This is a genomic window from Cyanobium sp. Morenito 9A2 (assembly GCF_024345575.1).
GTDB lineage: Bacteria > Cyanobacteriota > Cyanobacteriia > PCC-6307 > Cyanobiaceae > ATX-6F1.
Window position 1 is genome coordinate 16602 of sequence record NZ_JAGQBJ010000007.1, and the last position, 19528, is coordinate 36129.

General features: G+C 67.3%; 19 protein-coding genes. 6 read left to right on the plus strand and 13 right to left on the minus strand.

Annotation, left to right across the window (positions count from 1 at the left end):
• Nucleotides 1-31: 31 nt before the first annotated feature.
• From KBY88_RS09695 to KBY88_RS09710, 4 genes are all read right to left on the minus strand, one after another.
• Nucleotides 32-550 (minus strand): hypothetical protein, encoded by a 519-nt coding sequence (locus tag KBY88_RS09695; protein ID WP_254939736.1) that lies wholly within the window; start codon nt 548-550, stop codon nt 32-34.
• A 29-nt stretch (nt 551-579) separates the two neighbouring features.
• Nucleotides 580-1227, minus strand: coding sequence for a PHP domain-containing protein (locus KBY88_RS09700; protein WP_254939737.1), 648 nt, complete (start codon nt 1225-1227; stop codon nt 580-582).
• Between the two features lie 67 nt (nt 1228-1294).
• A complete protein-coding gene (hemJ, locus tag KBY88_RS09705) occupies nt 1295-1882 on the minus strand; it encodes a protoporphyrinogen oxidase HemJ (protein WP_254939738.1) in 588 nt (195 codons plus the stop codon).
• 2 nt (nt 1883-1884) lie between these two features.
• Entirely contained in the window at nt 1885-2118 is a 234-nt protein-coding gene (locus tag KBY88_RS09710; RefSeq protein ID WP_254939739.1) for a DUF2811 domain-containing protein, read from the minus strand.
• A gap of 150 nt (nt 2119-2268) precedes the next feature.
• On the opposite strand from KBY88_RS09710, the gene gorA reads away from it, so the two are divergent.
• Nucleotides 2269-3621: a glutathione-disulfide reductase gene (gene gorA / locus KBY88_RS09715; RefSeq protein ID WP_254939740.1), complete on the plus strand. Its 1353-nt coding sequence runs from the start codon at nt 2269-2271 to the stop codon at nt 3619-3621.
• Between the two features lie 72 nt (nt 3622-3693).
• Here gorA and uvrC read toward each other — a convergent pair whose 3' ends face one another.
• Entirely contained in the window at nt 3694-5634 is a 1941-nt protein-coding gene (gene uvrC / locus KBY88_RS09720; protein WP_254939868.1) for an excinuclease ABC subunit UvrC, read from the minus strand.
• Nucleotides 5635-5750: 116 nt separating this feature from the next.
• Nucleotides 5751-6233: a flavin reductase family protein gene (locus tag KBY88_RS09725; RefSeq protein ID WP_254939869.1), complete on the minus strand. Its 483-nt coding sequence runs from the start codon at nt 6231-6233 to the stop codon at nt 5751-5753.
• A gap of 82 nt (nt 6234-6315) precedes the next feature.
• Here KBY88_RS09725 and coaD point away from each other — a divergent pair, with 82 nt between their 5' ends.
• Entirely contained in the window at nt 6316-6807 is a 492-nt protein-coding gene (gene coaD, locus KBY88_RS09730; RefSeq protein ID WP_254939741.1) for a pantetheine-phosphate adenylyltransferase, read from the plus strand.
• A gap of 1 nt (nt 6808) precedes the next feature.
• A complete protein-coding gene (locus KBY88_RS09735) occupies nt 6809-7744 on the plus strand; it encodes a coiled-coil domain-containing protein (RefSeq protein ID WP_254939742.1) in 936 nt (311 codons plus the stop codon).
• Here KBY88_RS09735 and dacB read toward each other — a convergent pair.
• The 5 genes from dacB to dapF all read right to left on the minus strand — a co-directional run bounded on the left by dacB (nt 7719) and on the right by dapF (nt 12761).
• Nucleotides 7719-9002, minus strand: a complete 1284-nt coding sequence (gene dacB, locus KBY88_RS09740; RefSeq protein ID WP_254939743.1) for a D-alanyl-D-alanine carboxypeptidase/D-alanyl-D-alanine endopeptidase — start codon at nt 9000-9002, stop codon at nt 7719-7721. The two genes, KBY88_RS09735 and dacB, sit on opposite strands and share 26 nt — an antisense overlap.
• A 1-nt stretch (nt 9003) precedes the next feature.
• On the minus strand, nt 9004-9525 hold the full coding sequence (locus KBY88_RS09745) for a DUF4330 domain-containing protein (protein WP_254939744.1): 522 nt from the start codon (nt 9523-9525) through the stop codon (nt 9004-9006).
• Nucleotides 9526-9595: 70 nt separating this feature from the next.
• Nucleotides 9596-10348 (minus strand): DUF1995 family protein, encoded by a 753-nt coding sequence (locus KBY88_RS09750; protein ID WP_254939745.1) that lies wholly within the window; start codon nt 10346-10348, stop codon nt 9596-9598.
• A 54-nt stretch (nt 10349-10402) separates the two neighbouring features.
• Entirely contained in the window at nt 10403-11551 is a 1149-nt protein-coding gene (locus tag KBY88_RS09755; protein WP_254939746.1) for a cysteine desulfurase family protein, read from the minus strand.
• Between the two features lie 4 nt (nt 11552-11555).
• Nucleotides 11556-12761 carry a diaminopimelate epimerase gene (dapF, locus tag KBY88_RS09760; RefSeq protein WP_254939747.1) on the minus strand — a complete coding sequence of 402 codons (1206 nt, stop codon included), beginning with the start codon at nt 12759-12761 and terminating at the stop codon, nt 11556-11558.
• A 40-nt stretch (nt 12762-12801) separates the two neighbouring features.
• Between dapF and KBY88_RS09765 the strand changes: the two genes are divergently transcribed.
• Both KBY88_RS09765 and leuS read left to right on the plus strand, forming a co-directional pair.
• The gene (locus KBY88_RS09765; RefSeq protein WP_254939748.1) at nt 12802-13035 is read left to right on the plus strand and encodes an Hfq-related RNA-binding protein; all 234 of its coding nucleotides are present in this window, start codon (nt 12802-12804) and stop codon (nt 13033-13035) included.
• Nucleotides 13036-13134: 99 nt separating this feature from the next.
• Nucleotides 13135-15753 carry a leucine--tRNA ligase gene (leuS, locus tag KBY88_RS09770; protein WP_254939749.1) on the plus strand — a complete coding sequence of 873 codons (2619 nt, stop codon included), beginning with the start codon at nt 13135-13137 and terminating at the stop codon, nt 15751-15753.
• 22 nt (nt 15754-15775) lie between these two features.
• Here leuS and KBY88_RS09775 read toward each other — a convergent pair whose 3' ends face one another.
• Together KBY88_RS09775 and KBY88_RS09780 are read right to left on the minus strand one after the other, a co-directional pair.
• Complete coding sequence (locus KBY88_RS09775; RefSeq protein WP_254939870.1) at nt 15776-16891, minus strand: S-(hydroxymethyl)glutathione dehydrogenase/class III alcohol dehydrogenase; 1116 nt, start codon at nt 16889-16891, stop codon at nt 15776-15778.
• 9 nt (nt 16892-16900) lie between these two features.
• Nucleotides 16901-18502, minus strand: a complete 1602-nt coding sequence (locus tag KBY88_RS09780) for a glucose-6-phosphate isomerase (protein WP_254939750.1) — start codon at nt 18500-18502, stop codon at nt 16901-16903.
• A 200-nt stretch (nt 18503-18702) separates the two neighbouring features.
• Between KBY88_RS09780 and KBY88_RS09785 the strand changes: the two genes are divergently transcribed.
• On the plus strand, nt 18703-19527 hold the full coding sequence (locus KBY88_RS09785; RefSeq protein WP_254939751.1) for a helicase DnaB: 825 nt from the start codon (nt 18703-18705) through the stop codon (nt 19525-19527).
• Nucleotide 19528 lies beyond the last annotated feature (1 nt).

Consider the following 19528-nt stretch of genomic DNA (forward strand, 5'->3'; position numbering starts at 1 on the left):
CGATCGGCTGGCTGGGCACACGACCGGGGGATCAGTTGTTAAGGTCCCGTGCCGCGTTCAGCCAGGCGTCGGCGGAGCCGGGCTTGGCGGTAGGCACGGAACTGGAGGGCTGGCTTCCCAGATCGTCGCTTTTGGCACGGCGTGGCGCCGGAGCGCCTGGCTGGTTGACACCGGCCACGGCGGAGCCGTTCATCCGCTTGGTGAGTTCGGAGGCGCTCAACCTCTGAGCGAAGGTCTTCTTGACTGCCTTCGGCACACCGCCGGTGAGGTCGAGACTGGCCTCCGCCCTTGCGGTGCCGGGAAGACCATCGGCCTTATCCACCCGAGCGGCCATGGAATCGACCTCCTGGACGAACTCCTTGCCGCCGGGACTATCGACATTGCCCGGGAAGGTGCGGCGGATCGTGTTCGGGCTGCGCATGAACTCGACGTTGCCCAGGCTGCTCGAGGCATCCGGGTCGAGGTAGTAGGTGGTCGTGTCTTTCTTGGGTTTCTCGTCGGTGCTCTTGCTCCAGGAACGGTTGCCCAACAAACGATCGAAGAGTCCCATCGAAAGGGTCAGGAAAACGTGACTGAACCCTAGCGGCCGTCGAGGGCCAGACCATGGGTATCCGTACCGCAACTACGCAAAAGTCCGAGATCCGCCAACTGCTGATCGATCGCGGCACAAACCACGGGTGTGGGGTTCCAGGCCCCGGCCATGCCGTAGTCGTACCAGGCCTCTGCCCCATCGAAACCCAGCGCCGCAACCGCCTTGATCAGGCGCTGGTGGGGCAGGCGATAGCGGGCGGGGTGGGCCAGCAGGGCCAGGCCGCCGGCCGAGGCGATCGCCGCACGCACCGCCTCGGCCCGCAGGGCCTTCCCCGCCACGGAATGTCCCTGGAGGTAGGGCTGCAGGGCCCCATGACCCGGGTCGAAGCCGAGGGCCAGCACATGCACCAGACACCCCTCCAGCAGGCAGCTGATCTCGACGCCTGTCCAGAGCACCGGCACCGGTCGCCCTTGCTGGCGTTCTTGATCGAACAGTGCCTGGATCGGGCCATGGGCCCCCAGGCTGTGGTGGTCGGTGACGGCAAGGTGCTCAAGCCCCCGGTCGAGCGCCTGGCGGGCCAGGCGCTCAGGCCGCAGGCTGCCGTCGCTGCAGGTGCTGTGGCAATGAAAGTTGAAACGCTGGGGGCAACTCTCGGCGGTGACCTGGGCCAGTACGGCTGCCAGGGGGTGAGGCACTCCAACACCATGGCCATGCTGATCTGACCGCCTCTGGGTAGCGCTGAGCGCAACAGCTGCGCGGGAGTCAGCCACCGGCCACCAGGGCATCCCGTTCAGCCCTCTGGCGCCGCCAGCGGGCGTAGAACTGAATTGAGGCTGCCATGGATATCACCAGGGCCACCAGGAACCAGGTGGCCGCCCCCGTGGGGAACTGGCCCTTGAACACCACCAGCATCACCACCAACACCAGCATCAAGGTGGGCAGCTCGTTGAGGGCGCGCAGTTGTTTGGCTCCCCAGCGACAGGTGCCCGCCCCCAGCTGGCCCATCAGCCGATAACAAACCGCGTGATAGGTCAGGAGGGCCACCACCACCGCCAACTTGGCGTGCATCCAGCTCTGGTGCAACCAGGCCGGTTGCAGCGCCAGCAGCCCCACCGCCATCGCCAAGGCGACCGCCATGCCAGGGGTGGTGATGATGTTCGCCAGGCGGCGCTCCATCAGGCCGTACTGGGCCTTGAACGCCCCCCGCAGCGGCTCGGCCAACTCCTCGGCTTCCACGTGATAAATGAACAGTCGCACCAGATAGAACAAACCCGCAAACCAGACCACCACGCCCACGATGTGGAGCGTTTTGAACCACAGGTAGGCCTCGGCGGGGAGGGCCAGCGGCATGGTCAAGGCATGATGAACAGACCTTCAAGGTAAAGCTCCCGCACCTCCGGCTGGGCGACCCCCTGCTGGACGAGAAACTGGGCTAGGGCGATCTGCAGCAACTGATCGACCTCGAGACCAGGCCGCCGGCGCAGGAAAGACTGCATGGCGTCCAGCAGATCGACAGGCAGCTCGATCTCCAGCCCCCAACGGCCGCTGGCATTGTCGGCACTACATGTGGTGGCAGGAGAGGCCATGGCCCAGATATCTGGTGGATGGACGCACAAGATCCACCGCCGGCGGGTCCCTGTCAAGGGACTGAAGCAGCCACCCCGGTGGCCCCAACTCGCCTGGTGCGCTCCCCTCCAGACCCGTGAGATGCTCAGCCCATCAAGGGGGCTGACGCCATGGCTGAACGCTGGGATCTGGTGGTCATTGGAGCGGGTTCCGGGGGCCTGGCAGCGGCCAAGCGGGCGGCGGCCCATGGGGCTCGGGTCGCCCTGATCGAAGGCGACCGCGTCGGTGGCACCTGCGTGATCCGCGGCTGTGTGCCCAAGAAGCTGTTGGTGTACGGATCGGCCTACCGCGAGACCCTGGCCAACGCCACCAGCTTCGGCTGGGAGCTGGGGGACGTGCGCTGCAAGCCCGCCACCCTGCTGGCCAACGTGCGCGCCGAGGTGGATCGCCTCGATGGGTTGCACGTTGGCTTGTTGGTGAAGGCCGGGGTCGAGTTGATGCGTGGCTGGGCCCGCTTTGAGAGCCCCCATGAGCTGCTGGTCACCAGCGCCGAGGGGGAGCAGCGGATCGACGCCAATCGGGTCCTGATCGCCGTGGGCGGAAGGCCCGTGCGGCCCGCGATTCCAGGGGCGGAGCTGGCCTGGGTGAGCGACGATCTGTTTCTCCAGGACGACCTGCCCGCGTCTGTGCTGATCGTGGGCGGCGGCTACATCGCCTGCGAGGTCGCCTGCATCCTCGTCGGCCTCGGGGTGGCCGTGACCCAGCTGGTGCGTCGGGATCACCTGCTGGCGGGCTTTGACCGGGAACTCTCCGACGCGGTGCAGGCCGGCATGGGGGAACTGGGGGTGTCCATCCGCTTCGGCGCCGCTCCGGTGCGCATCGATGGTTCGCCCGGGATCCTTAGCGTGGACGACACCGCCGCTGGTGTTCATCAAGCCGCCGCCGTCCTGCTGGCCACGGGCCGCGAACCATTCACGGCTGGGCTCAACCTCGAGGCCGCCGGTGTGCGCCAGGAGGGGGCCCGCCTCCCTGTGGATGCTGATCAACGCACCAACATTCCCCACATCTATGCGGTGGGGGATGTGATCGACCGCATCAACCTCACCCCCGTCGCGGTCGATGAGGGTCGCGCCTTCGCCGACTCGGTCTTTGGCGGCAAGCCCCGGCGCACCGACCTCAGCCTGGTGGCGAGTGCGGTGTTCACCCAGCCGGAACTGGCCAGTGTGGGGCTCAGCGAAGAGGAGGCTAAACGCACCCTGGGCGCTGAGGCTGTGCGCGTGCACCGGGCCCGCTTCCGCAGCCTGGCCCTCGCCCTGCCCCAGCGCGGCCCCCGCTGCCTGCTCAAGCTGGTGGTGGAAGACGCCACCGACCGGGTGCTCGGGGCGCACATGGTCGGGGAGCACAGCGCCGAGATCATTCAGATGGCGGCGATTGCCCTGGGCATGGGGGCCACCAAGGCCGATTTTGATCGCACCATGGCCCTGCACCCGAGCGTGGCCGAAGAATTTGTGACCATGGCCTGAAGCGGGTTCGGGCAACACTGGACTGGCCTGCCTGCCCTGAACCCGGCTGACTGGAACCTGGCTGGCCTGGGCTTAGCTGGCCTGGACCTGGTCGAGCTCATCAACCTGACTTCCCTCGTCGTCATCGGGGTGGAAGTAGGACCTGATCTGGCGCGCCAGGGCCGGCCCCACGCCTGGTGCCGCGACGATCTGCTCCACACTCGCCAGCTGAATCGCCTCGATCGAGCGGAAGTGGCCCAGCAGATCCTTCACCCGCCTCGGACCGAGACCGGGGATCTCGCTCAGCCGCGAGCGCTTCATGCGCTCGCCCCGTTGCTGGCGGTGAAAGCTGACGGCGAATCGGTGGGCCTCATCGCGCAGGCGCCTCAGGAGCATCACTCCCAACTGATCGGGTTCGCTCTCCAGGGGTTGGCTGGCCCCGGGCAGGAACACCTCCTCCCGCTGCTTGGCCAATGAGCAGACCACTAGCTCCCCGTGCAGATCCAGCTCCCGCAGGGCCTCCATCACGGCCGAAAGCTGACCCTTGCCGCCATCGATCATGACCAGATCGGGCCAGTCGCCCAGGCCTCCGGTGTGCAGGGCACTCTGGCTGGACCGCCGCAGTTCGGCCAGGTTGGCTCCCTCGGCCTTGGCCTGGGCCCAGCGGCGGAAGCGGCGGCGCATGATCTCGGCCATGGCCATGAAATCGTCGCTATGGCCGGCGCCGATGCTGCTGCTCTGGATCTTGTACTTGCGGTAGTGCTGGCGGGCTGGCAAGGCATCGATGAACACCACCTGCGAGGCGACCGCATCGCTGCCCTGGATGTGGCTGATGTCGTAGCCCTCGATGCGCCGCGGTGGAACGGGCAACTCCAGCAACTGGGCCAGGTCTTCGGTGGCCAACTGATGCTGCTCAGCGCTGCGCTGGGCGCGGCTGAGCTCGAATCCGGCGTTGCGCTCCACCAACTCCACCAGATCGGCCTTCTGCTGCCGTTTGGGGTGCTGCAGGCTCACCTTGCGACCGCGGCGCTCCCCCAGCCACTCGGCCACCAGTTGCTGCTGGGGCAAAGCGTGCTGCACCAGCACCTCGGGCGGAATCTCCACGGGCTCCACCTGGCCGTAGTGTTCCTGCACCACCCGCTGCAGAATCTCCCCGGGCGTGGCGATACTGGCGTCGGCGGTGTAACCCAACCGGCCCACCAACTTGCCGGCACGCATCTGAAACAGCTGCACCGCCGCCACGCGCTCGTCGGAGGCCAGGGCGATCACATCTCGCGACACGGAGCTGTCTCCCAGGCTCATCTTCTGATCTGCCGTGAGGTTTTCAAGTCCCTGCAGCTGATCGCGCACCAGGGCCGCCTGCTCGAAGTCAAGGCGCTCGGCGTAGCGCACCATCTGGGCCGTGAGGAGCTCCAGCAGCTCGTCGTTGCGCCCCTGGAAGATCATCGCCACCTTGCGCAGCAGGCGCTGGTAATCGTCGGGACTGATCTTCTCCTGGCACACCCCAGGGCAACGGCCGATGTCGAAGTTGAGGCAGGTGCGCTCCCGGTAGAGGGGCTGGGGCCTCTGGCGCATCGGAAACACACGTTTGACCAGCGAGAGGGTGCGCCGCAGCAGCCCCACATCCACGTAGGGGCCGTAAAAGCGATCAAGGGGCTTGCGGAAGCGCCGCTGGCGGGTGATGAAGATGCGCGGGTAGGGCTCGCTCCAGGTGATGCAGAGGTAGGGGTACTTCTTGTCGTCCTTCAGCAGCACGTTGAAGTGGGGCTGATGGGCCTTGATCAGGTTCGACTCCAGCGCCAGCGCTTCCGCCTCGCTGTCTGTGACGATGAACTCGATCTCCACCACCTGCCGCACCATCAGGGCGATGCGGGGGCTCAGGTCATGGGAATCTCGAAAGTAACTGCGCACACGGCTGCGCAGGAGCTTCGATTTACCGATGTAGAGCATGCGGTCTTCGCCATCGCGCATCAGGTAGCAACCGGGCTCCGCCGGCAGCTCCTTCAGCCGTTCCTCCAGCCGCTCAGGATGCAGCACCAGCGGCCGGCGTGCGTCGCTGCGGGCAGCCCTCGTCGAAACAGGCTCGCTCGAAGTAAACTCGCTCGAAAGAGCCTCAGTGACATCCGGCTCAGGGGTGGACCCGGCCACGCTCAACCGCCGTAGGACCAGCCCGTGGCGGACAGCTCCAGGGCCTCGCCCTCGCGGTGCAGCACGGCACTTTTCACCTCGCCGACGAACACCGTGTGGTCGCCATGGGCCACCTGACCGACCAGCTCGCACTCCACGGCTCCGAGGGCATCGTCGAGGATCGGAAGCCCAAGCTCCCCCAACTGGAACGGGGCCGCCTCGAAGCGGCCGCCGATGCCCTGCTGGGGCTTGAAGAACACAGCGGCCAAGTCTTTCTGCTCGGCGGAGAGCACGTTCAGGGAAAAGCGGCCCGTGCGCTGGATGATGCCGTTGCTGGTGGAGTCGGAGCGCACCCCCACGACCACCAGTGGCGGCTCAAAGGAGCCCTGGGTCACCCAGCTGGCGGTGAAGCCATTCACCTGGTCTCCCTCGGCCACGCCACAGATGAACAACCCGTGGGGAATCTTGCGAAGCAGGGATTTCTTGGCGGCGGCATCGAGGCCCATGGCAGCGAGAGCAAGGGGAGAGATCAACTTTAGGCAGCGAGAGCGAGGAGCCAGGTCCAAGCCCCTCCATAGGATCCCTGCCATGAAGGTGCTCTATCCCGGCAGTTTCGACCCCCTCACCCTGGGGCACCTCGACCTGATCGAGCGCTCGGTGCGCCTGTTCGGCGGCGTCGTGGTGGCGGTTCTCCAGAACCCCGGCAAGACCCCCAGCTTCCCGCTGGGGCAGCGGCTCGAGCAGATCCACCTGGCCACGCTTCACCTGAAGGGGGTGGAGGTGAGCAGCTTCGATGGCCTCACGGTGGAGTTTGCACGCCGCAGCGGCGCTCTGGTCATCCTGCGGGGCCTGCGGGCCCTGAGCGACTTCGAGTTCGAGCTCCAGATCGCCCACACAAACCACAGCCTCGACCCGGCTGTCGAGACCCTCTTCATGGCCACCTCGGTCCATCACAGTTTTCTGAGCAGCTCAGTGGTCAAGGAGGTGGCGCGTTTCGGCGGCGACGTCCGTCACATGGTGCCGGCGGGAGTGGCGGAAGATCTCACCAGGCTCTTTAATCAAACAGCCCCGCCCACCTGAGATGACCGAGATCCGGTTGACCGTGCTGGATCAACTTGACCAGCTCGAGGAGGTGGTTCTCGATGGGAGCCGCATCCCCTTCAGCGGTGGTCGGCTGGTGAACGAGCAGGAGGCGATCGAGGTGATCGACGCGCTTCGGGAAGCCCTGCCGTTGCAACTCACCCAGGCCGACGAACTGATCCGCCAGCGGGACAGCTTCATCGGCCAGGCCCGTCAGCAGGCCGATGAAATCCTCAGCCAGGCGCGCCTGCAGAGGGAGCAGCTGATCAGCTCGGCTTCCGTGCGCCAGGAGGCCGAGCGCCAGGTGGGTGAACTGCGGGAGCAGGCCCGCCAGCAATGCGAGCAGTTGCTGCTCCAGACCCGTCAGCAGGTGGCCCAGGCGGAACAGGACCATCAGACCCGCCTGGCCCAGATGGAGCAGCAGTTCGGCGCCCGGCGCCAGCAGATCGAGCAGGAGGCGCTCCAGCGGCGCCAGCAACTCGACCAGGACCACGTCGAGATCAAGCGTCAGCTGGTGGAGCAACACGAGCGCGCCCGCCAGCAGAGCCTCCACGAGTTGGAACAGGTGCGCCAGGAAAGTGGGCGCGTTCAGCGGGAAAGCCAGGCTGAGGCGGAACGGCTCCATTCCGACGCCCTGCAGTTCCGCCAGCAGACACAGCAGCAGTGCGAAGCCTTGATCAGCCGCTCTCGCCAGGAGGCCGCCACCGTGCAGGAGGGGGCCAACCGCTATGCCGAGCAAGTCCTTGGCGAATTGGAGGGGCGCCTGCAAGACATGAGCAAAGTCGTGATGGCGGGCCGCAGGGAACTGGTGCGTCTGCAGTCCACCGACCCCACCGCCATGGGCCCGGCGGCGGAGGAGCGCCCCACCAAGCCCGTGCCGATCAGCCGGGCCCGTCGTGCCGCCGAGCGCCTCAGGCAGGCGGCTGGCAAAGGCTGACGTTCTGCACCTGGGTGAGAATCCGCCCGATCGTGGTGTTGGGGGCCGAGGCCCCGTTGGAGATCGTGCTCACATAGCGGGGCCCATCGCTGGTGTCGAGCACCCCACTGATGGAGCGTACGCCTGAGATCGTGCCGGTCTTGCCTCGGAAGCGTCCCTCAAGGGAGGTGCCCTTGTAGAGATTTCTGAGCGTTCCCCGGCGCCCGGCAATCGCCATGGAGGCCTGGTAATTGGCCGCATAGGGGTGCTGGGCCATGCGCACCAGCAGCGCGGCCAACAAGCGGCTCGTGAGCCGGTTGGCTCGGTCGAGGCCACTGCCGTCAGCCACCGTTACTCCGGCCATGGGGAGCCCCTGCTGGTACAGCCACTGGGTCTCCAGTTGTCGGGCCGTGGGCAGGTTCCAACTGCCACTGGCGGAGCGAAGCAGGACCTCTGCGGTGAAGTTGTGGCTCTCGGTGTTGGCCAGGCTGAGCAGGTCGTGCATGGGTGCCGATGGCTCCTCATGCAGCAGAACCATGTCGGCGCTGACGTTGGCCTGGGCGGGCACCAGGGAAATCTGTACGGATTTGCCGCCCTGGCGAGCCATTTCCTGCTGCAACAGGCGCTGGAGACGGCCGACGGGATTGGGGATCGCCATCTCGATGGCATTGCTGGTCAGGGCGAGGCGGGTGATCGGAGCCCCGTAGGCCTCGGCACGATCCCCCAAGCCCCACCCCTGGGGCCACCAACTCGGTTGCGGTTCCTCGGCAAGCTGCAGGCGCACCAGAGATGGTGCCGGGCTGGAGCTGCCGCCGGACCCCAGGGCGAGCTTGGCAAACCGCTGCAGTTGGGCCAGACCAAGATCGGGATCCCCCGATCCAGTGAGCCGCAGGGTGCCGTCGCTCAGGCGCCAGAGCTGGGTCTTGAGGCGGAAATCAGGGCCGAGCCGATCCAGGGCATAGGCCGTGCTGATCAGCTTCTGATTGGAAGCGGGAATGCGCGGTCGCGCGCCGTTGACGTCAGCCAGCAGGCGGCCGTTGCCGTCGGCGACCGTGACGCTCCAGACCGGTGCTTCAGAACCGATGGTGGCCAGGAGACGCTGTTGCAGCCCAGGACAGCTGGCGGAGCTCTGCAGCTGGGGCAGGCCCACCGGGGGAGGGGCGGGGGGCAAGGACGCCAGGGGAACAACACCATCCTGAGCGCGCAGGGGTGTCGCCGTCAGGGCGATCAGGGCCGTGGTGCAGGTGGCCCGGAGAGCTGGTCGCAGCGTGTGCTTCATCTCAGGACCCCACCTTCACACTGGTGACAGTCCCCGACACCCGGAACTGGTTGTCGTCGAGTTCGATGGGCGTGCCCACCTTCAGCCCCTGCCCCCCGAACTCCACACCCTCTTTGGTCAGCTGCCCCTGGCCCTCAAGAACGAAGCGGGCGTCGAGGGTGCTGAACACCTTCTGGTTGGGATCCTCCACCGTGATCACCCGACCGGCGGGGGTGATGGTGGAAATGCGGCGGGGCAGGGGAATCACGTCCTTGACGGTGACCCTGCCGTGGGGCTGATTGCGGATCACGATCTGGAGGCTGCCCTGGCCCTTGGCGCCAGCGATCAGCGTGGCGGGGTCGGCCGCCGGAATGCCCCGGACATCCACCGTGACCGTGACGGGCTTGAGGGCACCAGTGGCCTTGGCCACCGCACCGCTGAGCTTCGGACTCCAGATCACCCCCACCAGGGCCAGCAACACGGCCGCACCGGCGCCGATGTCGACCCATCCGATGGAGCGGCCGTTGGAGTGCGATGCAGCCATGGCGGTTGAGCAGTCGCTGAAGTGTAAGGAGACTCTCCCGGCCGCACCAGGGGTTCCCCCCTGGCGGTGCTCAGTTGCGCAACCCTTCGATGAAGCGGTCGAGGGCACCGAGGCCGGCGCCCACATTCACGCCTTGCCCCTCCAGCGCCAGCGCCTGCTCCAGGGTCTCTGTGTCGGGTTTGGTCTCGAATTGGCTGGCCAGGCGGTAGCCGTCAGGGTCTTGGCGGTAAAGCTCCCAGGGCTCCGGAAACGCACGCCGCAGGGCGGAGGCGTCCCTGGGGATCAAGGCATAGGCCGCTTCCCAGGTGGAGAGAAACCCCCGCCGGCGTTCACGGGCGACGCTGCCGATGCCGATGGCGGCATCTTCGAGCCTGCTGTTGAGCAGCACCACGGCTCCGCGGTGGCCCTGGCAGATCTGCTCCACGTCGGTGTAGTCGGCCTGGGCAGGCTCGACGAGCACCAGCACCCCGGGGTCGGCGGGATCAGGGAAGGCGGCGGCCTCTTCAGCGGAGACTTCCCCCAAGGCAGGTTGGGCCTCCCGCTCCAGCAGGCGCTTTCGGTCCCCCAGGCTGGAAAGCCAGCCCGCTTGCTCGGGGGAATCCCGCCGGGCCAGGGCCGCGGCACCGGCATCGGGGAACACCAAATGGGCCCGGGACTCCGTTTTGTTCAGGGCCGCCAGCAAGCGCAACGCCACCGGCAGCAGCCGCAGACCTTCAAAACGCAGCTCCACGGTCCAGCGACCGGCGCTGCGGGCGGCCAGAGCCGAACGCACGGCCTCAAGAGCTTGCCCTTCGGCGGTGCGCAGATCGGCGGGAAGCACCATGAAACGTAGCTCCAATGACGGGTGAGCCCCCAAAGTGGAGCCCTGCCGGGGACCCTACGCAGCAGCGACGGCTCTCTGGGCCCGCCCCAGGGCCGCCGTAAAGCCGATCAGATCCTGGTCCGTCAGCCAGGGCCCGAGGCTGATGCGCAGGGCCGAGGCCGCCCGCTGCGGCTCCACTCCCATGGCCAACAACACCGGGCTGGCGCTGGCCTGGCCACGACTGCAGGCCGTTCCGCTGCTGACGGCAAAGCCCTCACGCCACAGCGCCTCCACCAGGCGCCGACCGCTGAGGGGCTCACCGCGTTCGGAACTCACCAGCAGGCTGATGTGGTGGGGCAGGCGCTCAGTGGGGGAGCCGGTCAGCTCGATGCCGGGTCGAGCCAGTAGTTGCTCCAACAGCTGATCCCGATGCGGCTGAATCGGATCGCCCCGATGGGCCGCCAGGCGCTGACCCGTCAGGGTGAGCGCCGCAGCAAAGCCCGCCGCCAGGGCCACCGCTTCGGTGCCACCGCGCCGTCCCCCCTCCTGGCCACCCCCGTCCAGCAGGGGGGTGAACGGCAGCTCCGATGAAGCCACCAGGGCGCCAATGCCCCGCGGGCCCTGGAGCTTGTGGGCCGTGAAGCTGAACAGATCCACCGGCAGGGCGGCCAGGTCGATCGGCCGATGGCCCACCACCTGCACGGCATCGGTGTGGAACAGCACCCCTGCGGCGCGGCAACGCCTGCCGATCGCCTCGATCGGCTGCAGGGTGCCCACTTCGCTTTGTCCCCAGATCACCGACACCAGACGGGTGGGGGGCTCCAGCAGCAGCTCCAGGGCCCCCAGGTCCACCCGCCCCTGGCGATCCACGGGCAGCAGCGCCAGCTCCCAGCCCTGGCGCTGCAAGCGCCGGGCGGCGGCCACCACGGCGGGGTGCTCCACCGCCGAGAGCACCAACCGCCCGGGCTTCAACGGGGCGGTGACCCCGAGAATGGCACTCTGGGCCGCTTCGGTTCCGCCCGAACAGAAGGTGATCGCCGAGGGCTCACAACCCAGCTCACGGGCGATGGCCATGCGGCTGCGCTCCAGCCGCTCAGCAGCCGCTAGGCCGAACCCATGCAGGCTCGATGGATTGGCCCAGGCCTCGTCCTGGGCCCGGGCCATGGCCTCCAAGACGGTGGTGGCTGGCGGTGCCGTGGCACAGGCGTCCAGATAGACGCCCACTGGTTCAGCCAAGGGGTTCGGGCCTGGCCCCGCGTTCCTGCTGACGGATGCGGCTGCGGGACTCCAGCGAGCTGCTGGCCAAGGAGACCAGGTCGTCGAGGGAGCGTTCGCTCAGCAGGGCTGCCACCCGTGAGCGGGCTTCGGCGCTGACGCAGGCCTCGGGGCGAACGCAGCCGCGCGCGCAGGCCACCGCACAATTGATCTCCGGCGCGACCGCTGCCGCAACCGGGCCAGGGTCGAGCGCGGGCTCAGGGCGGCGGGGGGGCCTTTTAGCCGGGGCGAAGGGCAGGGAAGGAGCGGCTGCGGCCTCTGCTTCAGCCGCCTCCGGGGCCTCCCTCGGCTGGTGCCGCTCGTTCTCCTCGGTGGCGAGGACACCATCAAAGACCAGCTCGGCAGGACCGGTCATGAACAGATGGTTGCTGGAGGGGTCCCAGGCGATCTGCAGGGGGCCGCCGGGCAGATCGAGTCGGGCCTTGGCCTCGCACAGGCCCAGGCGATGCATGGCCACCAACGTGGCACAGGCGCCCGTCCCGCAGGCGAGAGTGGGTCCGGCCCCGCGCTCCCACACCCGCAGGCGCAGGTGCGTGGGGCTGAGGACCTGCACGAAATGGACATTGGTGCGGGCCGGAAAACTGGGATGGTGCTCCAGAAAAGGGCCATAGCGCTCCAAGGGGATAGCAGCCACATCGGCCACGGGCACGACCACGTGGGGGTTGCCCATGCCAGCGGCCGCCACCGGAAAACGCTCACCCTCCAGGTCCACCTCCCCCTGGGGCAGACCGGCGGGGCCCACCGGCAGCAGAGTGGGCACCTGGGCGGGATCAAGGACAGGTTCACCCATGTCGACGCGGACGCTGCCATCGGCCCGCAACTCGGGCACGATCCGGCCCGCCAGGGTTTCCACCTGCCAGGTGCGGCCAGGGGCGTCACCGTCGCTGTCGGCCAGGAAGCGGGCCAGGCAGCGGATGCCGTTGCCGCACATCTCTGGCTCGGTGCCATCGGCGTTGAAGATGCGCATCCTCAATTCACCATCCTCGGCGGGTGGCAGGGCCAGGATCACGCCATCGGCGCCGACGCCGAAGCGGCGATCACAGAGTTGGCGGACCAAGGCGGGGGTGAGGCCGAAGCAGAAGTCGGAGTCGCTCTCGGTGCGGCCATCCAGCAGCAGAAAGTCGTTTCCTAGGCCTTGGTATTTGCTGAACTGGAGCACTGAACCCGCCCTGGCATCCAAGGAATGCCATCTTAGGAACGTGCTCGCCGTACCAGCCTTGGCCCAACTGGACACCTCCCTGCCGGGTGTGCGGCAGATGCAGAAGTGGATTCGAGCCAAGACAGCCGTACGCGTTCAACTCAGGGATGGCAGCAAACTCGATGGTGTGCTCGATTGGCAGGACGTGGAATTCCTGGCCCTGCGCTTGCCTAACGATGTCGAACCTGTGCTGATCCTGCGCCAGGCCCTTTCGGTCATCCGCTCCCTGAATTGAGGGCCAGGTCCTGGGAGAAGCGGATCAAGTCCCGCTCCGGGGGTGTGGCACGATCACGGGCGTGCGCCGCGGTCTGATCCAGGCGACCGCCGCCGAGCCATGGCCGTGACCGACCCTTCCCGCTACCAGCCCCAGGCGATCGAGGAACGCTGGCAGGCCCTCTGGCAGGAGCAACGGCTGCATGCCACGCCTGAGCCCGGTGCGGCCCCCTTCTACGCGCTCTCGATGTTCCCCTACCCATCGGGGAACCTGCACATGGGCCATGTGCGCAACTATGTGATTACCGATGTGATCGCCCGGGTGCAGCGGCTGCGCGGCCGCCAGGTGCTGCATCCCATGGGGTGGGATGCCTTCGGTCTGCCGGCGGAGAACGCCGCCATCGAGCGTGGGATCGATCCGGGGGATTGGACCGACCGCAACATCGAACAGATGCGCACCCAGTTGCAGCGCCTGGGGCTCTCGATCGACTGGGACCGGGAAGTGGCCACCTGTCATGCCGATTACTACCGCTGGACCCAATGGCTGTTCCTGCAGTTGCTCGATAGCGGCCTGGCCTACCAGAAAGACGCCACGGTCAACTGGGATCCGATCGATCAGACCGTGCTCGCCAATGAGCAGGTGGATGGCGAAGGCCGCTCCTGGCGCTCCGGGGCCCTGGTGGAAAAACGCAAGCTGCGCCAGTGGTTCCTGAAGATCACCGCCTACGCCGACGCCCTGCTCGACGACCTCAGTCTGCTGGAGGGCTGGCCTGAGCGGGTGCGAACGATGCAGGCCAACTGGATCGGCCGCTCGGTGGGGGCCGAGTTGCGCTTTGCCGTTCTCGATGCGGCCGCTCAGGAAACCGGCGCGGCGATCACGGTGTTCACCACCCGCCCCGACACGGTCTACGGCGTGAGCTACCTGGTGCTGGCCCCCGAGCATCCGCTGGTGCCCTCGCTCACTGTTCCGGAGCAGGAGCTGGCGGTGGTTGCCTTCCGGGATCGGGTCAGCCACCAGAGCGAGCAGGAGCGCACCGCCGAGGACCAACCGAAACAGGGCACGCCCCTGGGGGTCTCGGTGCGCAACCCCTTCAACGGCGAGGCCATCCCCCTGTGGATCGCCGACTACGTGTTGGCCGAGTACGGCACCGGCGCCGTGATGGGAGTGCCGGCCCACGACCAACGGGATTTCGTCTTCGCCCGTCGCTATGAGCTGCCGGTGCGGCAAGTGATTGTGCCCGCCGGCGCCGATGAGCACGCTTTCGAGGGCGGAGCCTGGACCGAGGCCGGTGTCTTGATCCATTCCGGTCCCTTCAACGGGCAACCTTCGGCCGAGGCCAAAGCCGGGATCATTGCCCTGGCCGAAGACCAGGGCTGGGGGCAGGGCCGGGTGCAGTTCCGGCTACGGGACTGGTTAATCTCCCGGCAGCGTTACTGGGGCTGCCCGATCCCAGTGATCCATTGCCAGCACTGCGGCGTGGTGCCCGTGCCCGAGGAGCAGCTTCCGGTGGAGCTGCCCCGGAACGTGGCCTTCAGCGGCAAGGGCGCCTCACCCCTGGCCCAGCTCAAGGAGTGGGCCGAGGTGCCCTGCCCGAACTGCGGCGCCCCCGCCCGGCGGGAGAGCGACACCATGGACACCTTCATCTGTTCGTCCTGGTACTACCTGCGCTACAGCGACCCCCACAACACATCCCTGCCCTTCGGGCGCGAGGCCGCCGACCGCTGGTTGCCCGTGGATCAGTACGTGGGCGGCATCGAGCACGCCATCCTGCACCTGCTTTATTCCCGCTTCTTCACCAAGGTGCTGCGGGACAGGGGCCTGCTGGGCTTCGACGAGCCCTTCTCGCGCCTGCTCACCCAGGGCATGGTGCAGGGGATCACCTACAAGAATCACCACACCGGCAAGTACATCCCTCCGGCGGAGGTGGCCGACCCCAGCGACCCCCGCGACCCGCTCACGGGCGAGGTGCTGGAGGTGTTCTACGAAAAGATGTCGAAGTCGAAGCACAACGGCGTCGATCCGGCCGTGGTGATCGACCGCTACGGCGCCGACACGGCCCGCATGTTCATTCTGTTCAAGGCACCTCCCGAGAAGGATCTGGAGTGGGATGACGCCGACGTGGAGGGTCAGTTCCGCTTTCTGCAACGGCTCTGGCGGTTGGTGGACGGGGCCGTGGAACGCGGCCTGAGCCTGGAGGATGCACCCCGTCCGTCGGGTCCAGGCCAGCTCGGATCAGCCGATCTGACCCCCCAGGAACAGGAGCTCCGCCGGGCGGTCCACACCGCCATTGCCGCCATCGACCATGACCTGGCCGATGGCGCCTACCAGCTGAACACCGCCGTCTCGGAGCTGATGAAGCTCAGCAATGCCATGGCGGGGGCCCTGGAAAGCGTGGGTGAACCCGTGGCCCAGGAAGCCCTCCAAGCCTTGGTGGTGCTGCTGGCCCCCTTCGCCCCCCACCTGGCCGAGGAGCTGTGGTTGAGGCTGGGGGGCGGCGGCAGCGTGCACCAGCAACGCTGGCCCAGCGCCGATGCCAGCGCCCTGGTGCGCGACAGCCTTGAACTGGTGATCCAGGTGAAGGGCAAGGTGCGCGGCAGCCTCACCGTGCCGGCCGATGCCGATGCCGCCACCCTGGAACGGCTGGCCCTCGGCAGCGACGTGGCGCTCAAATGGCTGGAGGGTCAGCCCCCCCGCCGGGTGATCGTGGTGCCCGGCAAACTCGTGAACCTGGTGCCCTGAGGGTCCAGGGACGTCTCCTGGTTCAGAGGTCGTAGCGAATCACCGTGCGGATGCTCTGGCCGGAGTGCATCAGCTCAAAGGCCTCGTTGATCGCCCCCAGCCCAAGGGTGTGGGTGATGAACAGCTCCAGGGGGATCTCCCCCCGCTGGGCCATCTCCACATAACCCGGCAATTCCGTGCGCCCACGCACCCCACCGAAGGCCGAGCCGCGCCAGACCCGCCCCGTCACCAGCTGGAACGGCCGCGTGGAGATCTCCTGGCCGGCGCCGGCCACGCCGATGATCGTGGATTCGCCCCAGCCCTTGTGGCAGCTCTCCAGGGCGGCGCGCATCACCTCGACATTGCCGATGCACTCAAACGAGTAATCGACACCGCCATCGGTGAGATCGATCAACACCTGCTGGATCGGAGCGTCGTAGTCGCGGGGGTTGAGGCAATCGGTGGCCCCCAGCTGGCGGGCGATCGCGAACTTCTCGGGATTGGTGTCGATGGCGATGATCCGTGAGGCCCGGGCCATCACCGCGCCGATCACCACCGCCAGCCCGATGCCCCCCAGGCCGAACACGGCCACCGTGCTGCCGGGTTCCACCTTGGCGGTGTTGCGCACGGCGCCGATGCCGGTGGTGACCCCACAACCGAGCAGACAAACCTGCTCCAGGGGCGCCTGGGGATTGATCCTGGCCACGGCGATCTCCGGCACCACCGTGTATTCAGAGAAGGTGGACGTGCCCATGTAGTGGAAGATCGGCTGGCCGTTCTTTGAGAAGCGGCTGCTGCCATCGGGCATCAACCCCTTGCCCTGGGTGGTGCGGATCGCCTGGCAGAGGTTGGTTTTTCCCGAAAGGCAGTACTTGCAGCGCCGGCATTCCGGCGTGTAGAGGGGGATCACGTGGTCGCCCACCGCCACCGAGCCCACCTCGGCTCCGATCGCCTCCACCACGGCGCCACCCTCATGGCCGAGGATCACCGGAAACAGTCCCTCGGGGTCAGCACCGGAGAGGGTGTAGGCATCGGTGTGGCAAACCCCCGTGGCCACCACCCGGAGGAGCACTTCTCCTGGACCCGGCGGGGCCACATCGATCTCGGTGATCTCGAGCGGTTGGCCCGGCCCCCAGGCCACCGCAGCGCGGGAGCGGATCATCGCGTTTCAGCTCCGCTGGAAGGTCAAGGTGGAGGGATCAGCCCAAGCGCCCACGGCGGTGTAGCCCCGCCCGGTGAGGCTCAAACGGCGCAGGATCCAGAACGGCTGCTCGGGGCTCTCCAGGGCGAGGCTGGCCTGAATCGTTTCGAGACTACGGGCGACCCCATCGGCCAGCAGGGCCTCCAATCGAACCTGGAGCGCCAGCACCTCGGCGGCGGCCTTTTTGCCGGCTTCCACCCCAGGCTGGTGATAGGCATTGACGTCGATGAGTTCGCCGTAGAGGCCCACGGCCCGCTCGAACAGAGCGACCAGAGCCCCAAGGCTGCGGGCATCGAAGCGGCGCAGGGTCAGGGTGAGGCTCTGGCGGCCGCCTTCGCTGAGGGCGGCGCGGGTGCCCTGGAAGAAGCCGTCGAGAAAATCACCCGGGTGTTCGCCGCCGATCGGAGCGATGTCGGCAGGATCCTCGAGCACCTCGATGAAGGTGACGAAGAAGTTGTCGAGGCCATCGCGCAGCTGCTGAACGTAGGCGTGCTGGTCCGTCGAGCCCTTGTTGCCATAGACCGCCAGCCCCTGGTGGACCACCTCACCCTGGCGGTTGAGGCGCTTGCCGAGGGATTCCATCACCAGCTGCTGCAGATAGCGGCTGAACACCTCCAGCCGATCGCGGTAGGGCAGCACCACCATGTCGCGGCGACCCCGACCCTCCCCGGCCCCATACCAGGCGGCCGCCAGCAGGGCGGCGGGGTTAGCGCGCAGATCGGGCACACGGGTGGCCCTATCCATGCGGGCCGCACCCTCGAGGAAGGCGCGCAGATCAGCGCCGATCAGGGCCGCCGGCAGCAACCCCACGACGCTGGTGATGCTGGTGCGCCCCCCCACCCAGTCGAACAGATCGAAACGCTCCAACCAGCCCTCGGCTGCGGCTTTCAGGTCGAGGGCACTGCCCGCCATGGTCACCGCCACGGCCTGGGTGGCCCAGGTCCCGCCATGGGCTTCCAGGCGGGCCTGGGCCTGCTCCTGGCCGATGCGCGGCTCCGGGGTGCCCCCGGACTTGCTCACCACGATCACCAAGGTGGTGAGCAGCTTGGTCCCCAGACCCGCAAGCACACGGCTGAAGCCTTCGGGATCAACGTTGTCGAAGAAGTGGAAAGGAAGCCCCCGCCCCTGCTGGCCAAGGGCCCGCAGGATCAACAGGGGTCCGAGGCCCGATCCCCCGATGCCGATCCAGAGCACGTCAGTGAACGGCACGCCCCCCGGGGCCCGCAGCCGTCCCTCGAGAACAGCGCCGCCAAAGGCCTCGATCCGATCGATCTCAGTACTGATCTGGGCCGCCGTGGCCGCGTCTGGAGCCAGGCTGGGGTCCCGCAACCAGTAGTGCCCCACCTGACGGTCTTCGTCAGGGTTGGCGATCGCCCCGGCCTCCAGGGCCTCCATGGCGATGAAGGCACGGTCGAAAGCAGGCCCCAGCACCGCAAGCTCTTCCCCGTTGAGGGCCGTGCGGCTGGGATCGAGCCAAATCCCCAGGTCGTCGTGGTGCCAGAGCAGAGAGCAGAAGCGGTGCCAAGGCGTCGAAAGCGACGCGCTGCTGGAATCCGGAGGCAAGGTCATGTCGACGGAACGACGTCCTGTATCGGCGCACCCACCGAACCTATCCACGGACCCCGTGAATGAACGGTTCCAGGCGGGGGCCGGCACAGCAAACCGGCACAGGCAACCGGCCAGGGACAGGAAAACGCCCAGGATTGCTTAAAGTTTTCTCACTTCTTCCCCAGCTTTTGATCCAACGACTGCCCAAAGGCCCTTCTCCGGTGGTCCGGCGACGGTTCTTGCTGGGCTTCAGCGTTGGCCTCGCCCTGGCCATCGGCTTGGATGTGGCCCCGCGGATGAACCGCTGGTCCAGTTCCGTGATCGTGAGCGAGCCTGGTCTGACCGCCAGTGTCGGCATCGACAGCAGCAGCAGTCAGGCCCTGATCAATGAGGGCCAGCGCTCCGACCCCACCAACTTCAGCCCCCAGGAACTGAGGGAACTCCAACGCCGATTCGGCGTGCATGGGCCCCAAACGCCACTCGCCCAGCTCTTCACCAAGGGCCTCGACGAGCTCACCCCTCTGCGCGCCCATACGGTGAGTCGCCTGGAAGAGTTACGGCCCACAATTCTGATCGAGAGCCGACGCCGCGGCGTCAACCCCATGCTGGTGGCGGCGATTCTCTTCGATGAGATGCAGCACGCCAAGCCCGGAGAAAACCTGCCCCTGGCGGCCCACTCCGGCCTGTTCAGCACCCATGGGCCCGCCCAGCTGGGCCTGAGTGAAATGGTCAAGCAGGGGCTCCTCGGCCCCGAGGCCAGCGAGGCGGAGATTCAGATCGCGCGCGACCAGCTCCTTGATCCAAAGCGCAACGTCCAGTTGCTGGTGGGGCAGCTGGCCCGCCAGAAGAAACTCCTCGGCATCTCCACCCAGAGACCCCTCAACGCCAGCACTCGACCACGTGATGCCAAGGCGATGGCCACCCTCGCCTACCTGCACAACGGCAAGCTCGATTACCCGACCCGGATCCTGCGCTACATGCAGGACCCTGAACTGCATGCCCTGATCTACTCTGCCCGCAAGACGCCGGTTTCAGGGTTGATCTGAG

Excerpts from the sequence above, each read along its gene's own strand:
- KBY88_RS09710 (WP_254939739.1), bottom strand. The coding sequence starts at position 2,118 with ATGGCCTCTCCTGCCACCACATGTAGTGCCGACAATGCCAGCGGCCGT.
- KBY88_RS09750 (WP_254939745.1), bottom strand. The coding sequence starts at position 10,348 with ATGGTGCTTCCCGCCGATCTGCGCACCGCCGAAGGGCAAGCTCTTGAG.
- KBY88_RS09745 (WP_254939744.1), bottom strand. The coding sequence starts at position 9,525 with ATGGCTGCATCGCACTCCAACGGCCGCTCCATCGGATGGGTCGACATC.
- KBY88_RS09735 (WP_254939742.1), top strand. The coding sequence starts at position 6,809 with ATGACCGAGATCCGGTTGACCGTGCTGGATCAACTTGACCAGCTCGAG.
- hemJ (WP_254939738.1), bottom strand. The coding sequence starts at position 1,882 with ATGCCGCTGGCCCTCCCCGCCGAGGCCTACCTGTGGTTCAAAACGCTC.
- leuS (WP_254939749.1), top strand. The coding sequence starts at position 13,135 with ATGGCCGTGACCGACCCTTCCCGCTACCAGCCCCAGGCGATCGAGGAA.
- dacB (WP_254939743.1), bottom strand. The coding sequence starts at position 9,002 with ATGAAGCACACGCTGCGACCAGCTCTCCGGGCCACCTGCACCACGGCC.
- KBY88_RS09695 (WP_254939736.1), bottom strand. The coding sequence starts at position 550 with ATGGGACTCTTCGATCGTTTGTTGGGCAACCGTTCCTGGAGCAAGAGC.
- coaD (WP_254939741.1), top strand. The coding sequence starts at position 6,316 with ATGAAGGTGCTCTATCCCGGCAGTTTCGACCCCCTCACCCTGGGGCAC.
- KBY88_RS09725 (WP_254939869.1), bottom strand. The coding sequence starts at position 6,233 with ATGGGCCTCGATGCCGCCGCCAAGAAATCCCTGCTTCGCAAGATTCCC.
- gorA (WP_254939740.1), top strand. The coding sequence starts at position 2,269 with ATGGCTGAACGCTGGGATCTGGTGGTCATTGGAGCGGGTTCCGGGGGC.
- KBY88_RS09780 (WP_254939750.1), bottom strand. The coding sequence starts at position 18,502 with ATGACCTTGCCTCCGGATTCCAGCAGCGCGTCGCTTTCGACGCCTTGG.